This window comes from Roseivirga sp. YIW32 (assembly GCF_057219245.1).
Genome location: NZ_JBXVVG010000002.1, coordinates 314,682 through 328,803, shown reverse-complemented (window position 1 = coordinate 328,803; position 14,122 = coordinate 314,682). Strand labels below are relative to the sequence as shown.

Annotated in this window: 15 protein-coding genes; 3 read left to right on the top strand and 12 right to left on the bottom strand. The window is 42.1% G+C overall.

Translation table 11 applies throughout. The annotated features are described in order from the left end of the window. Positions 1-4: 4 nt before the first annotated feature. Together AC2D6U_RS10275 and AC2D6U_RS10270 are read right to left on the bottom strand one after the other, a co-directional pair. Entirely contained in the window at positions 5-796 is a 792-nt protein-coding gene (locus tag AC2D6U_RS10275; protein WP_484720893.1) for an SdiA-regulated domain-containing protein, read from the bottom strand. A gap of 70 nt (positions 797-866) precedes the next feature. Continuing rightward, on the bottom strand, positions 867-1,736 hold the full coding sequence (locus tag AC2D6U_RS10270; protein ID WP_484720892.1) for a hypothetical protein: 870 nt from the start codon (positions 1,734-1,736) through the stop codon (positions 867-869). 139 nt (positions 1,737-1,875) lie between these two features. Here AC2D6U_RS10270 and AC2D6U_RS10265 point away from each other — a divergent pair, with 139 nt between their 5' ends. Beyond that, the gene (locus AC2D6U_RS10265) at positions 1,876-4,293 is read left to right on the top strand and encodes an ABC transporter permease (RefSeq protein ID WP_484720891.1); all 2,418 of its coding nucleotides are present in this window, start codon (positions 1,876-1,878) and stop codon (positions 4,291-4,293) included. 136 nt (positions 4,294-4,429) lie between these two features. Further along, on the top strand, positions 4,430-5,110 hold the full coding sequence (locus AC2D6U_RS10260) for an ABC transporter ATP-binding protein (protein ID WP_484720890.1): 681 nt from the start codon (positions 4,430-4,432) through the stop codon (positions 5,108-5,110). Between the two features lie 12 nt (positions 5,111-5,122). On the opposite strand, the gene AC2D6U_RS10255 is transcribed toward AC2D6U_RS10260, so the two are convergent. The 8 genes from AC2D6U_RS10255 to AC2D6U_RS10220 all read right to left on the bottom strand — a co-directional run bounded on the left by AC2D6U_RS10255 (position 5,123) and on the right by AC2D6U_RS10220 (position 12,010). Beyond that, entirely contained in the window at positions 5,123-5,830 is a 708-nt protein-coding gene (locus AC2D6U_RS10255) for a fatty acid desaturase (RefSeq protein ID WP_484720889.1), read from the bottom strand. 16 nt (positions 5,831-5,846) lie between these two features. Then, complete coding sequence (locus AC2D6U_RS10250) at positions 5,847-6,692, bottom strand: 4-hydroxy-3-methylbut-2-enyl diphosphate reductase (RefSeq protein ID WP_484720888.1); 846 nt, start codon at positions 6,690-6,692, stop codon at positions 5,847-5,849. A gap of 84 nt (positions 6,693-6,776) precedes the next feature. Further along, the gene (locus AC2D6U_RS10245; RefSeq protein ID WP_484720887.1) at positions 6,777-7,613 is read right to left on the bottom strand and encodes a phytoene/squalene synthase family protein; all 837 of its coding nucleotides are present in this window, start codon (positions 7,611-7,613) and stop codon (positions 6,777-6,779) included. A gap of 30 nt (positions 7,614-7,643) precedes the next feature. After that, on the bottom strand, positions 7,644-9,116 hold the full coding sequence (locus AC2D6U_RS10240) for a phytoene desaturase family protein (protein WP_484721764.1): 1,473 nt from the start codon (positions 9,114-9,116) through the stop codon (positions 7,644-7,646). 21 nt (positions 9,117-9,137) lie between these two features. After that, positions 9,138-9,644 carry an RNA polymerase sigma factor gene (locus AC2D6U_RS10235; RefSeq protein WP_484720886.1) on the bottom strand — a complete coding sequence of 169 codons (507 nt, stop codon included), beginning with the start codon at positions 9,642-9,644 and terminating at the stop codon, positions 9,138-9,140. A gap of 279 nt (positions 9,645-9,923) precedes the next feature. Beyond that, positions 9,924-10,832, bottom strand: coding sequence for a MerR family transcriptional regulator (locus AC2D6U_RS10230; RefSeq protein ID WP_484720885.1), 909 nt, complete (start codon positions 10,830-10,832; stop codon positions 9,924-9,926). A gap of 5 nt (positions 10,833-10,837) precedes the next feature. Next, positions 10,838-11,239 (bottom strand): sterol desaturase family protein, encoded by a 402-nt coding sequence (locus AC2D6U_RS10225; protein WP_484720884.1) that lies wholly within the window; start codon positions 11,237-11,239, stop codon positions 10,838-10,840. 63 nt (positions 11,240-11,302) lie between these two features. Continuing rightward, positions 11,303-12,010 carry a carotenoid biosynthesis protein gene (locus AC2D6U_RS10220; protein ID WP_484720883.1) on the bottom strand — a complete coding sequence of 236 codons (708 nt, stop codon included), beginning with the start codon at positions 12,008-12,010 and terminating at the stop codon, positions 11,303-11,305. A 32-nt stretch (positions 12,011-12,042) separates the two neighbouring features. Between AC2D6U_RS10220 and AC2D6U_RS10215 the strand changes: the two genes are divergently transcribed. Next, positions 12,043-12,345, top strand: coding sequence for a DUF4286 family protein (locus tag AC2D6U_RS10215; RefSeq protein WP_484720882.1), 303 nt, complete (start codon positions 12,043-12,045; stop codon positions 12,343-12,345). Here the strand turns inward: AC2D6U_RS10215 and AC2D6U_RS10210 are convergent. Both AC2D6U_RS10210 and serS read right to left on the bottom strand, forming a co-directional pair. Continuing rightward, complete coding sequence (locus AC2D6U_RS10210) at positions 12,342-12,809, bottom strand: GNAT family N-acetyltransferase (protein ID WP_484720881.1); 468 nt, start codon at positions 12,807-12,809, stop codon at positions 12,342-12,344. The two genes, AC2D6U_RS10215 and AC2D6U_RS10210, sit on opposite strands and share 4 nt — an antisense overlap. 26 nt (positions 12,810-12,835) lie before the next feature. Next, the gene (gene serS / locus AC2D6U_RS10205; protein ID WP_484720880.1) at positions 12,836-14,107 is read right to left on the bottom strand and encodes a serine--tRNA ligase; all 1,272 of its coding nucleotides are present in this window, start codon (positions 14,105-14,107) and stop codon (positions 12,836-12,838) included. Between the last annotated feature and the right edge of the window lie 15 nt (positions 14,108-14,122).

The window sequence follows — 14,122 nt, the reverse complement described above, 5'->3', positions numbered from 1 at the left end:
ATCGCTAGTTCTTGCTGTCTCTTTGTTGTTCAAAAACCAATAGCTTTCCGCCACCTTTTCGTTCATTGGAAATGTAAAGGCGGCCTGAGGGAGCAAAGGTGATTCCTTCAGGTTGAGGATAGAGCTTTTTATTCAAAGGAATTAGATTTTTCAGGCGACCGGTCTGATCAAATACGACCAAAGCAGGGTCTGAGGCAGATAGCACATAGAGTTCTTTACTGATGGGGTGGATAGCTAGTCCCGAAGGTCTAAAGTGAAAGTTGTCATCTTGTAATTCTTCGATCTCTTTGTTGAGAATGACAGCGGTTGGTTCTTCAATAAACAATGCAGTAGATAAGTCATAAGCATAGATTCCTTTTCCTTTTACGTCAAAAGCACCTACGTCTCCGCTACCCTTTAGGGCAAAGAGGAGCAAATCATTGAATGGGTCATAGGCGAGTCCTTCGATATCGTTGGCATGTTCAAATGGCGTTTTTATTTTTTCAACTACCCCTTCTTTGCCCACTTGGAATTTATAAAGAGTTCCATTACTCTTCACTGCGAAAACTTGATCCCTGACGCGTTCAATGCCTTCAAAGTCACCCTTTCCTTTAAAAGGAATTTTGTCAATAACCTTTTTTTGTTTTAGGTCATAAATGTACATGTCTCCATGCTCATCATTGAGCATAGCTAAGGCGTCTTCGTGGTAGTAGCTCAGCCCGGATATTTCCTCCAGGTATTTGGGTAAGGTCAGGATTTCTGTTGGCTTATTTAAGTCATAGGGTAGTGCCTCTTGTGCTTTGACGAATAAGGGCATGAGGAAGAGAAAACCATGGAGAAGTATAGTTCGAAAAGAAGAGGATGAAGTTCTGGGAAGAAGGTGAACGTTAATCACAGCGTTGATGAATGGCTTTGAAGTATTTGACCCCGTTAAAATAGACCTCATTGTCTTTCCAGACTCCTTTTAATACCATTTCGTAGCCGTTCATTGAATCAAAGGTCAATACCAAGACACCCTCTTTGCCAATTCCCTCTAATCGATAGTTCCCGCTGTGATTACCTTTGATCTTTTTCTGATTGCCCTTGTTGAACATGCCTTTTCTCTTGAGGTTTGCGGTGAAGGTGCCATCAGCGCAAAGCCAGAGTTGGTTGCCAAGCGTTCCGGAACTGGATGACTCATAATGAAACAAGTGTTTGCCGGAAAGTTCCTTTGACCAATTATAATCGGCACCAGGCTCCACTATCGTAGGCTCTTTTAGCGCTACTTTGTGCAGCATTTCGTAGAGACCATCGAAATAGAGACCATGGGTTTTTGTTTGAGTACCGAATAGAAAACCTATACAATTCCCATACTCTCCGCACTTTACAAAATAGTAGCCACTAATATTCTTGTCATTACTCATGGACACCTCGGTAGACAGAATATTGTCTTGAAAATTGGGTTCACCGATGGGACGGATCACTACGCCTGGTGTGATCTGAAAACCAGCATTGATTCGCTTCTTGATAGACACTAGATTGTCTTTTACAGAGAAGATCCTAAGCGTGGCATTTGAAGTGTCCGAGCTCAGGGTCATCATTTCTGTTTCTTGTGTGGCATAGCCCCTCCAGTGTTCGGGTATAGTGAAATAGGTGCCTGTGAGTGGAGCATAAACAAAGTCCCCTCCTTTGTACATTTTTCCTTGTTGTATTCGCTCTTGTGCGTTAAGGCTGATGATAAAAAAGACGAATAGGATTGAAAATAGTGCCTTGGACATGCTGTTCATTTTAGTTAAAGATAAGAATTGGGAGCGAATTGATTCATTCATAAGACAACTAATCCCCTCGCTTGGGCTTCATTAGACTACTTTTTTACCATCTTAAATATGCTTAGCTTGATCTAATAATCGTTTGGGCATGTTTAAGAATTACTTCACCATTGCTATCCGCACCATCACCAAAAACCTTGCTTATGCGAGTGTTAATATCTTTGGCCTGACGGTCGGAATGACGAGTTTTTTACTGATCGTTCTCGTGATTCAGTATGAATTGAGCTATGATCGTTTTCATCGTGACGCTGAACGGATCTTACGGATCAACAACGAATTACAGCTGTCCAATGGCAACTATCGTTATCCCACATGCCCTCCAGCCTTACCTGTTGCCTTGTATGAGGAATTACCAGAGGTAACGGATTTTACTCGATTAACGGGTGGGGGCCAACAAGTCATCATTGAGGTAGACACCGAACTTTTCCGAGAGGAAGACCACTTTTTTGCTGAAAAGAATTTCTTAGAGTTTTTTGATTTCAATTGGATAGCGGGGGATAAACAAAGGGCACTCATTGACCCTAATACCATCGTTTTGACTAAATCAGCGGCTTTGAAGTATTTCGGTACGGAGTCCGTAATAGGGAAGAAGATAACAGTTAAGGGGCAGGGTGATGTGAATTATGAGGTAAGGGGATTGATGGAAGATCCCCCTAAAAATTCACACATACAGTTTAGCATGTTGTTCAGTCTCGAAACCATAAGAAACCGTCAAAATAACAACGGGGCGGCAATGGATAATAATTGGCGGGGAGATGGTTTCTATAGTTACATCAAAGTATTAAATGAGGATAGCCAATACATAATTGAAGACAAATTCAATGAGCTAGAAGAGCGCCATATAGACAAGGAACGCGCAAACATGTTCAATCCTTCCTTAACTAGCTTGACCGACATACACCTATACTCCAATTTGAGGAATGAGATCGTTCCCAATGGAAGTATTGATGTGGTATATATTCTCGCAGCGGTTGCTCTATTCATCTTGATCATCGCCAGTATCAATTACATGAATTTGGCGACAGCGCGTTCTGCCAAGCGAGCACAAGAAGTGGGCATTCGTAAGGTCTTAGGGGCATACCGAAAACAGCTAATTGGCCAATTTTTGGGAGAATCCTTGGTTTTGGCTCTTGTTTCCGCTGTTCTTTCCGTTATGCTGGTCGTATTGATCGCTGAGCCTTTTGGCGCATTACTTAATAAGCCCCTAGGCAGAGCCATGCTTTTAGAACCCACTATTATAGTGGCTTTGGTTGTGGTTGTCGCGCTTATTGGTCTAGGATCTGGCATTTACCCAGCCCTATTCTTATCGGCATTTAAACCAGTGGTTGTGCTCAAGGGGAAATTGATCCCTGGTATGGGGAGTTCTGGTCTTTTCAGGAAAGCCTTGGTCGTGTTCCAGTTCGTCATTTCGATCGTCATGATCATAGGAACCAGCGTAGTTTTCGATCAGCTCAGTTTTATGAAGAATAAGCCGCTTGGTTTTCAAAAGGAGAATGTCTTGATGATCGCGAATACCAATCAAGCCATCACGCCACAGTTGAACACATTTAAAACCGAGCTCCTTGGTGATCCTAGTATCGAAAGTGTTACCGCCACTTTCAGCAAACCGGGAGGCTTGCGCCCCATCATGTTTGTCAAGTCAGAGACCATCGCAGAAGAAACCAGTGGATTGAATTTGGCTGGGATCAATGTAGACTTTGACTATTTACAGACCATGGGAATTGAGCTCTTGGAGGGCAGGTATTTTGATCCTGATCAGCCCAGTGATTCGACGAGTGCGATCATCATCAACAAGAAGGCGGCAGAGGAACTAAATATGGCCGATGATGCCGTGGGGCGGGTGATCGAAATTCAGGATTTTCAAGGAAACTGGCAGCGTAAGCGAGTGATCGGATTGATTGATAATATCAATTTCGAACCCTTGCAGCGAAAAACAGAATCTTGTTTCTACGCTTATTTCTTTCCCGGCTTTCAACACGTTTTTGTCAGACTAGCAAGCGATTTTGATCAAGCGACCCTTGACCGCATCGAAGCTACCTGGAATGAGTTTGCACCAGCTCAACCTTTTGAGTATGCTTTTTTGGAAGATGAACTTAACGCCATGTATCAGTCTGAGGAGGAGCTCAGTAGCATCATCATTTACTTCGCGCTCTTAGCGGTTCTCATTGCTTGTTTAGGCTTATTCGGATTGGCTTCATTCTCGGCAGAGCAGCGCATCAAAGAAGTAGGGGTTAGGAAAGTACTCGGGGCCACCATCCCTCAGGTTGTCTTCTTGCTGACCAAGGATTTTATGATCTTAGTGCTCATTGCCTTTGTGATTTCTGCGCCTAGTGCTTACTACTTGAGTACCTGGTGGCTTCAGAATTTTGCTTTTTCTGTGGATCTCTCTGTGCTGACCTTTTTATTCTCGGGTCTGATCTCACTAACGGTGGCTTTAGCTACAGTTTCGTACAAGACCTATCGCGCAGCACGATCAAACCCTGTTCGGGCCTTACGATTTGAATAGTGTCAAATACGAACAATGTTGTCCATTTTCGAGCACAATCTGTGGAGGGAATGTCTTTCTACTGATTGAAAATCAATATATTCGACGTTGGCATAACTATTGGGTAAGGCAATAAGTCAAATTTTAACTTTAGGAAATGATCAAATTACGAGACATAGATAAGTTCGTCGATTCAAAGTATCAGCGAACCTTTATTTTAAAAGGAATTGACTTGGATATCGAACAAGGAGAGTTCGTTACCATTATGGGCCCTAGTGGTGCGGGAAAGTCAACACTCATGAACATAATTGGGATGCTTGATGAGCCCTCGCAAGGAGAGTATTTTTTCTATGGAGAGCCGATTCACCGCATGAAAGAAAGAAAACGTGCGGACATGCACAAGCATCACATCGGCCATGTGTTTCAAGCCTACCATTTGATCGATGAATTGACGGTTTATGAGAACATCGAAACCCCTTTACTCTACAAGGGAGTCAAGTCTAAGGAGCGGAAGAGCATGGTAGCTGAGATGTTGGATAGATTCCAAATGGTGGCAAAAAAAGACCTTTTTCCGGAGCAGCTTTCAGGGGGGCAGCAACAACTCGTCGGTGTTGCTCGAGCATTGATCGGTGGCCCAAAATTGTTGCTTGCGGATGAGCCTACAGGGAATCTGCATTCCGATCAAGCACAGGAGATCATGGAGCTTTTCCAGAAACTCAATAAAGAAGGAATGACCATCGTTCAAGTGACGCATTCTAAGGATAATGCCAGCTATGGTAGTCGAACAATTCAATTGGTGGATGGCGCCATCGATAGTGACGAAAAGACGGCGGGGTAAAAATTACTGCGCTTACACAGGGTACCCTTTTTTGTCGTATTCCTCTTTCTTTTTATGCAACTGCCACCACGGAGTGCCGGGAGAAATATGATGCTCGTAATGGTAGCCAAAGAAATAGCAACTCAGAAAGGCCCAGGCATGATTGAGTTTTTGACTTCTTGATTTCTGTGTATTCTCCGTGCTGTGCTCCCCTCTATGCGGTAAGTAGGTGCCGAAGTAAAAGAGTTGAAATGTTGATAATATGGCAGGCAGCATCCAGAGGAAGATGAGGTTTTCATTTGGCAGCCAAATCTTAAGAATATTGTAGGAAACAGCCATTAATAAGATTTGCCAAATGCTCACGTATTGGCGTACGAAGCTGAAGTACCACGGCCAGAAGCTTCCTTCATGATAATCAGGGTCTTTATCTGTTGCTACGTATCGATGGTGTTCGTGATGCTTTTTGTTCAACTTATTGTAGAAGTTGTAAGAAAACAGAAGGGCAGAGACAGTGCCAATGGCTTTATTGACGCGCTTGTTTGAAGATACTGTGCCATGCATGGCGTCGTGTGCAGTAATGAATAAGCCGGTGTACAAGTGGGTTTGAATGAGGATTAACACATAAACCACAGGCGACCCCCAATCGAAGTCGATAGAAAGTCCAAGCGTAAGACTACTCCACCACAACAAGTGAATGATTAAGGCGTACCAAATACCAGTATTTGATCTAATTGCTGCCATTGCGCTAAAATACGGATTAAAGTTTTTGAAGGTGACTCTGCACCTCTTCCATTAGCCACATCGGGGTCGAGGTAGCACCACAAATGCCCACACTCTCGTTGATTCCGAACCATTCCGTTCTTACATCTTCTATAGAAGAAACAAAGTAGGTGCGCTCATTTTGCTCTTTACAGACTTGGTACAAGACTTTACCATTTGACGATTTTGTGCCACTGACAAAAATAACAACATCAAAGTTTTTCGCGAAGTCTCTGAGTTCTTTATCTCGGTTACTCACTTGCCGACAAATAGTGTCATTGGTTTTGACAGAAATTCCATTGGCGCTGAGCACCTCATTGATCTCATAGAATTTGTCTGTGCTTTTAGTGGTCTGACTGTAGAGGGTTATTTCTTTAGGTAATTTGGTCAGGTCAAGCTCTTCGAGGTCTTGAAAAACCACTGCGCTGTTATCGGTTTGACCAAGCAGACCCACAACCTCAGCATGTCCGTGTTTGCCATAAATGTAGATGTCCTCTTCCTTGTCGTACGAATTTTTGATTCGATTCTGCAGTTTCAAAACAACAGGACAAGAGGCATCGATAAGTTCCAAGTTATTTTCAAGTGCCAATTGGTAAGTGGATGGAGGTTCACCATGAGCTCGAATAAGCACCTTTACATTGTGAAGGGTTTTGAGCTCATCATGGGTGATGATCTTCAATCCTTTCTGCTCTAGTCGTCGAACCTCTTCATCATTGTGCACGATGTCGCCTAAACAATATAAACTGCTTTCCTCTGCTAGGATATCTTCCGCCATTTCAATGGCATAGACTACCCCAAAGCAAAAGCCAGAGTTTTGGTCGATTTGAACGGCTAGGTTAAACACTCTTTAAAAACTTCAAAAAAGACAATATGTTTCGGCCGCCAAAAGGTTTGTGGTGAACTCCACGGTGTTTAATAGAAAGCGCGATTAAATGGCTTTCAAACTGTGCCGAATGTAACTGGTCAGCAGAATGAGTATTTTTCGAAGGTCCGGAATGCGGATGCGCTCTTCTTTGATTTTGCCGGGAGGGCAGTTTTTGATTTTCTTGAATAGCTTCAAATAATACCGATAGGCGAGGAAAACGCCCATTTTAGCTCCTTGTGGCAATTTTTTTATTCCCTCTAGGGCCTCATTAAAGTCTTGTTGAATATCTGCCTCAATCATCTCCTTTGCCGAGATAGAAAAATCATTGAAGTCTACTCCTGGAAAATACACTCTTCCGCGATCTTCGTAATCACTTTTGATGTCTCGAATAAAGTTGACCTTTTGAAAGGCTGCTCCTAACCTTCTTGCAGGAGGAACAAGTTCTTCATAGTAAGCAGTATTTCCTTCACAAAATACTTTCAGGCACATCAAACCCACAACTTCCGCAGAACCATAGATGTATTCGTTGTATTGACTGTCATCATAGGTTCGATCTTCCAGGTCCATTTCCATGCTATGTAAAAAGGCCTCGATCAGGTCATGAGGGATTTGGTATTGATTGACGACTAATTGAAAGGAGTGCAATACTGGGTTTAAACTGATGCGCTCTTCAATGGCTTGATAAGTGTCTTGTTTAAACCTTTTAAGTAAGGCTACTTGATCATTTTCGTAGAATGTATCCACGATTTCATCAGCATAGCGCACAAAACCATAAATGGCGTAGATGGGGAGATGGAATTTCTTGTCTAGCGTTTTTATTCCTAAAGTAAATGAGGTGCTGTAGCGTTGCGTGATGAGTTTGCTACACTCATAGGTCGTTTGATCAAAAAGTTCCATCATCTAAAAATAACTAATTCTGTTGCGAAGGGTTTAGCCATGCTCTTTTTCAATTTCATCGGCCACAACGATCCCGGAGATCAAGCTTGGTGGAACACCTGGTCCTGGGGTGGTTAATTGTCCTGTGAAGTAAAGGTTATTGAGCTTTTTCGATTTCAATGATGGCTTTAAGATGGCCGTCTGTTTGAGCGTATTGGCCAGACCATAAGCATTTCCTTTAAAGGAGTTGTAGTCATCTTTGAAGTCTTTATGCGCATAACTTCTGTAATAAACCACATGATCTTTTAAGGACTGACCTGTAAATCGCTCCATACGTGTCATGATCATGTCAAAATAACGCGTCCTGATTTCTTCATTTTCTTCTAAGCCTGGCGCTACAGGTATTAATAAGAAAAGGTTTTCATGCCCTTTAGGCGCCACCGTTGGGTCTGTTTTTGATGTTAATGAAGCGTAGAATAATGGGTCTTCCGGCCATTGAGGGTCGGTGTAAATATGGTGCGCATGTGGGGCAAAGTCCGTATCAAAGAATAAGTTATGGTGCAATAAGCCCTCTATTCGCTTGTCTAGGCCCACATAATACAATAGCGAGGAAGGTGCCATCACTCTTTTTTCCCAATAGTTATCTGAGTAATTGCGGTCCTCAGGCTCAAGTAATTGGGTTTCAACATGATGATAGTCTGCTCCTGCGATGACCACATCTGCGGTAAATTCGCCTTGGTTTGTGATCACTTTGGTGACACGGCCATTTGCTGAAACGATCTTTTCGACGGCATGGTCCGTAAGAATTTGAACACCTAATTCTTCAGCCAATTTCCCCATGCCTTCCACAATTTTGTGCATTCCACCTTCTGGATACCAGGTGCCCAATGACATGTCGGCATAGTTCATGAGACTGTAAAGGGCGGGAGTATTCTGAGGGAGTGCACCTAGGAAAAGGACTGGAAACTCCATCAATTGAATGAGTTTAGGATGTGTGAAAAACTTCCTGACATGTTTTGACATGCTTTGGAAAACGTCCATACGGATCACATCGATCAAGAGTTTGAGGCTGGCAAACTCACTCAGGGAGCGGCCGGGTTTATAGACTAATTTGTTGATGCCTACCTCATATTTATAGGCGGCTTGCTTAAGAAATTCTCGAAGCTGAAGGCCGGCACCCTTTTCAAGCGATTCAAACAGGCCTTCTAATTCTTTCATGTCTGCCGGAATAGGCATGCCATCGTTGATGCCGTAAACGACCTGGTAGGAGGGGTCTAAGCGTTTGAGCTGATAATAATCGCTTACAGACTTACCGAAGCGGTTGAAATAGCTTTCGAAGACATCGGGCATCCAATACCAACTTGGCCCCATATCAAAAGTAAAGCCCGAATCAGAAAACTGTCGGGCTCTGCCTCCAATGGAGCTATTTTTTTCGAGGATCGTTGTTTGAAATCCTTTTTGTGCCAAGGAGCTGGCTGCAGACAAGCCTGCGAAGCCAGACCCTATCACTAGGGCTTTTTTACTCATCATAAATGCTAAGCTAAGAATTTAGCCTCTGTAAACTTTTAATCTGTCCTTTAATTGCTTTCTGGCAATGTGAATTCTATTCTTCACTGTTCCAATTGGAATCTCCAAACGGTCAGCAATTTCATGGTACTTGAATCCTCTGAAGTACATCATGAAAGGTGTTTTGTATACATCGTCCAGATCATCAATGGCTTCGTTAATATCTTTAAGAGCAAAATCCCCATAAGCTCTATTCTCGATCTTAGAATCAGATGAATTGATGAAGTGTAAGTTATCGGTAGTATCGATGAAGGTTCCTCTTCTCACCATACGTTGGTAATTAGTGATGAAGGTGTTTTTCATAATGGTATATAACCAAGCTTTTAAATTCGTTCCTTCAGAGAATTTCTCTCTGTTGGTATAAGCTTTCAGAAGGGTCTCTTGCAACAGATCGTTAGCCTCTTCTGAATCTTTTGTGAGCTTCATTGCGAACGGCTGCAATGATTTTGTCATTTGGGTAAGCGTGTAACTAAATTCTAATGCAGTCATGATAAATAAGTTTGTTTAACAAATATGTGAAAAGGTTAAACGAATGTCAAGGAAAACTTGTGTAATCTTTTTTTACAAAAGTTAAACAAAAACTCATCTTTCGATTATAAATACTTGAATAAGAGAGGATAAGGGCTGATAAGTTAAACGCAAAATCTAAAAAATGTAGCTACATTTAAATTTTAGCTATGCGTTATAGTTTTAATAAATACAAAAAGAAGTTAAACAAGGATGAAAGACTTAAAAGGCTGATTATCAGTACAGAGTGCTGTTTTTCATCTAGGCACGCGTGCTGACTCTATTTTGTTCTTCAACAAAACTAACCAGTTGGTTTGGGTTGGAAATGGTCATGACATTTTCTGGAAGATCGAGATCCTCTCCGATTACTTGAGAGCCGGACGCCAAGATTTGCGTATTCGGGAACTGCTCTGCTAGCATGGCGAGATACTCTGCTGCAGATGAATCTTTTGGCTTGCTCGTGATCACTGTCAACAAGAAATCCGGTTCGTACACAATATGGGCAGCCCTTAAATCGAAGAAAGGCATGTTTTGACCCAAATAAACGACCTTATTCTTTCTTGCTTGAATCAAATAATTTGCAAATAATAGACTCAACTCATGCAAATCACCTTCTGGTAGAAATAACATGTATTTTTTCGAATTCTCAAGCAGTTCATGATCATTGTATTGACCGTCAATTGCTGCGATTACTTTTTGCCTGATCAGGTTAGAAATGAAATGTTCTTGCGCCGGATTGATCGAATCTGTCAGCCACATGATCCCAATCTTGTTCAAGAAAGGGTAGATAATGTTCAACATGGTTCTTTCGAATCCTATCTTCAGCGTATTGGTAGCAATGATTTTTTCAAATCTCGCTTCATCCAAATCGATCATGGACAATGTTAGGCCATAGATTTGGTCTGCAAAGCTTGTTGCACGTTCAGATACTTTCAACACTTCGTCATGAAGTGTGGATTTATCCATTTGGGCTATTTTAGAAATTTTATAGCCATTATCCTTCAATAAGGAGATGTTCAAGACAAGTTTAAGATCGTCCTGATCATAATATCGAATATTAGTATCCGTTCGCTTTGGGTTAATGAGGTTGTACCTCTGCTCCCAAATACGTAGGGTATGCGCCTTGATTCCTGAAAGGTGCTCTAGATCTTTTATTGAATAATTTGCCACTTTGCTTACTCCTTCTGTCTAAAATATTCTCTTGGCACCCAAAACAAACCGAACGACACTGCATCATTCTTTGTATTTGTTCTGTGATGTGCCTGGTGAGCCTTTGCAATTCCTTTAAGGAAATTACTCTTAGGCCGACCTAACCACTTAAACCTCTTATGGATCAACACATCATGTAAAATGAAATAAGAAATTCCATAAAGTGAAATTCCTGCGCCGATCCAGAACCTGAAGTCGAGTTGATCAATTCCTAGTATGATCAATACGACCGCTATGCTTCCAAAAAAAACAGTAAATACATCGTTCAATTCAAAGAAACCTTTGGTGTGAACATGATGTGTTTTGTGAATTTTCCATAAAGGGCCATGCATAACGTATTTATGAATGGCCCAAGAAAAGATTTCCATGAAAACGAAACCTATGATTATCCACAAAATTCCCATTTGTATAGTAGTGTAACTGCTTGTTTTTTAGATTGTTTGCGTTATCAATAAAATATTGAGCGCTGCGAAGAATATAAATTCCAACACTAAAAGTCTTAAATAGAGCTTATTGTTTGATTCAGGGTATATTATTAAGCCAACGGTTTGAATAAGACAACTTAAAATGAACCAACCAAAATAATTTTTAATTGGAATATGGCCTCCATCCCATTGCCAAAAATCGAAATGAACCGCAACCGGTTCAATCAATAAATCGAGCAAGACCATCAGAGTACTTGCCAGTAGAACGATCAACCACTTCGACTTGGTCACTTGTGTTGCTACCCCTCGGGTGATATAAATCAGAACGATCCAATTGATTCCAATGGTCAAAGGAACATCGAGCATCTTTAGGCCAAGCGTTGCCCCGTAGGTATATTCACCGAAGATCACTCCAGTTTTGACGCCAATCACCTCAAATCCGTAGCCCAGTAAAAATGTAGATAGGATAAACAGGAAGTACTTGCCGTTTTTTACTTTTTCAAAATGTAGCAAAAGGGCCGCAGTTGCAAGCAGGTTGAATGGGGTTAAACTCTGGAAGAGAGATCTACTTGCTACAAAAGAAAGACCAATTACTCCAGCAATGTGCATGGCGAGTAGCAGTAAAAAGGCATTCCGCTCATTCACAAAGGGAAGTTCATCGATCTTTTTAAGCATAATCGTCAAAAACCGGTCGGTCTGGGTTTTGTTTTTCACCAAAGGGTTAATTTTGCCCTAAATTTAAGGGGATGATTTTATATAACGTAACCGTTGCCGTAGATAAGAAGATTGAAAAGGAGTGGCTTATTTGGATGAAGAATGTCCACATTCCCGAAGTGATGGACACCAATCAGTTTGAGTTTTTCAAATTTTTTAAGGTGATGAATACTGAAGATCCCGTGTCGAGTTCTTATTCTGTTCAATACTTTGCAGAAGGCATGGGTAATGTTCAACTCTATATGTCGGCGTTTGCGCCAGAGCTTCAACAAAAGGCGTTGTTGAAATGGCCAGACCAAATAGCGGCATTCAGGACCTTGCTTGAGACTGTTTAATAAGCTGCAATTTGCTGCTCATCTAACGTGCAGTTGATCCATTCTGAGTCTAGGTCGGCACCGATGCCTTTGTAGAATTCGATAGCAGATTCATTCCAATCGAGTACTTGCCATCGTACTTGTTTACAATTTGCGGTTTTCGCTTGATGCACAATGGCATCTAAAAGGGCCTTACCATAGCCTTTCCCTCGATGTTTTTCATTGACCACAAGGTCTTCCAAGTAAAGAGCTTTTCCCTTCCAGGTCGAATAACGGTAGTAATAGATGGCTGTTCCGACGACGTGGCCGTTTTCTTCGGCAACAAAAAAATCAAACACGGGCCGTTCGCCAAAGCAGTCTTCATGCATGCGTTCAACAGAATTGGCGACTTCATGAGGTGCTTTCTCATAAATGGCCAGTTCCATGATCAGGTCGAAAACAGCTTCAAGATCCTTTGCTTTTCCTTTTCTTATGTTGTTTGTCATCGAAATGGCTTTTTTCTTAGTGCAACTTAGATACGCTCAAATCCGGTGTATTTGTGTAGAACTTTAGGAATCGCAATGCCCGATTCATCTTGGTTATTTTCCAATAGACAGGCAATTATTCTCGGCAAGGCCAATGCACTCCCGTTGAGTGTATGCAATAGGGTGTTTTTCTTCTGTTCGTTTTTATAACGAAGCATCAACCTGTTGGCCTGGTAGGTTTCAAAGTTTGATACGGAGCTAACTTCCAGCCATTTTTCTTGAGCGGCAGAAAACACTTCGAAGTCGAAGGTGAGGGCAGAGGTAAAGCCTAGATCTCCGCCGCATAGTCTTAATTTTCGGTAAGGCAGCTCAAGTTTTTGGAGGAGACCTGCCACATGCTGGCACATGTCTTCCAAGGCCTGATAAGAGTCTTCCGCTTTTCTTACCTGCACAATTTCCACTTTATCAAATTGATGGAGACGATTCAGTCCTCTGACATGAGCTCCCCAACTGCCGGCTTCTCTTCTGAAGCAAGGGGTAAAACCAACATGCTTTATTGGAAGCTCTTCTTCTTTAAGAATAACGTCTCTGTATAAGTTTGTAATGGGGACTTCAGCCGTTGGAATCAAATAAAGATTATCGGCCTGTGCGTGGTACATCTGTCCTTCTTTATCTGGCAATTGACCCGTTGCATAGCCGGAGGCTTCATTAACAACAACTGGAGGTTGAACTTCTGCGTAGCCAGCATTCATGGCCTCGTCCAGAAAAAAGTTTACCAAAGCGCGTTGCAACCTGGCGCCTTTGCCTTTGTACACAGGAAAACCGGCCCCTGTGATCTTAATGCCTAAATCGAAGTCAATGAGGTCATATTGCTTGATCAATTCCCAGTGAGGTTTGGCGTCTTTGGATAGTTGAGGAAGTTCTCCCACGCGCTCTACCTCCTCATTGTCCTCATCAGAATTGCCCATCGGAACACTGTCGTGGGGAATATTTGGAAGATCGTAAAGTGCTTTTTGAAGTGAAGCCTGAATGGAGGTCAACGCCTCACCTAATTCTTTGCTTACTTTTTTGAGGTCTGCTGTTTTTGTTTTGACCGTTTCTGCCTCCTCTTTTTTACCCTCTTTCATCAGACCGCCAATTTGCTTTGCCAGTACATTGGCTTCGGCTAGGGTACTGTCTAAACGCTGTTGCGTCTTTTTTCGCTCTTCATCAAGAGCGATCACCTCGTCGAGAAGTTCCGCTGCATTTTTAATGTTGCGCTTTCCTAGTGCTGCTGCGTACTGCGCTTTGTGTTGAATGATGTTTTGAACCTGAAGCATGCGTCAAAAATTTGG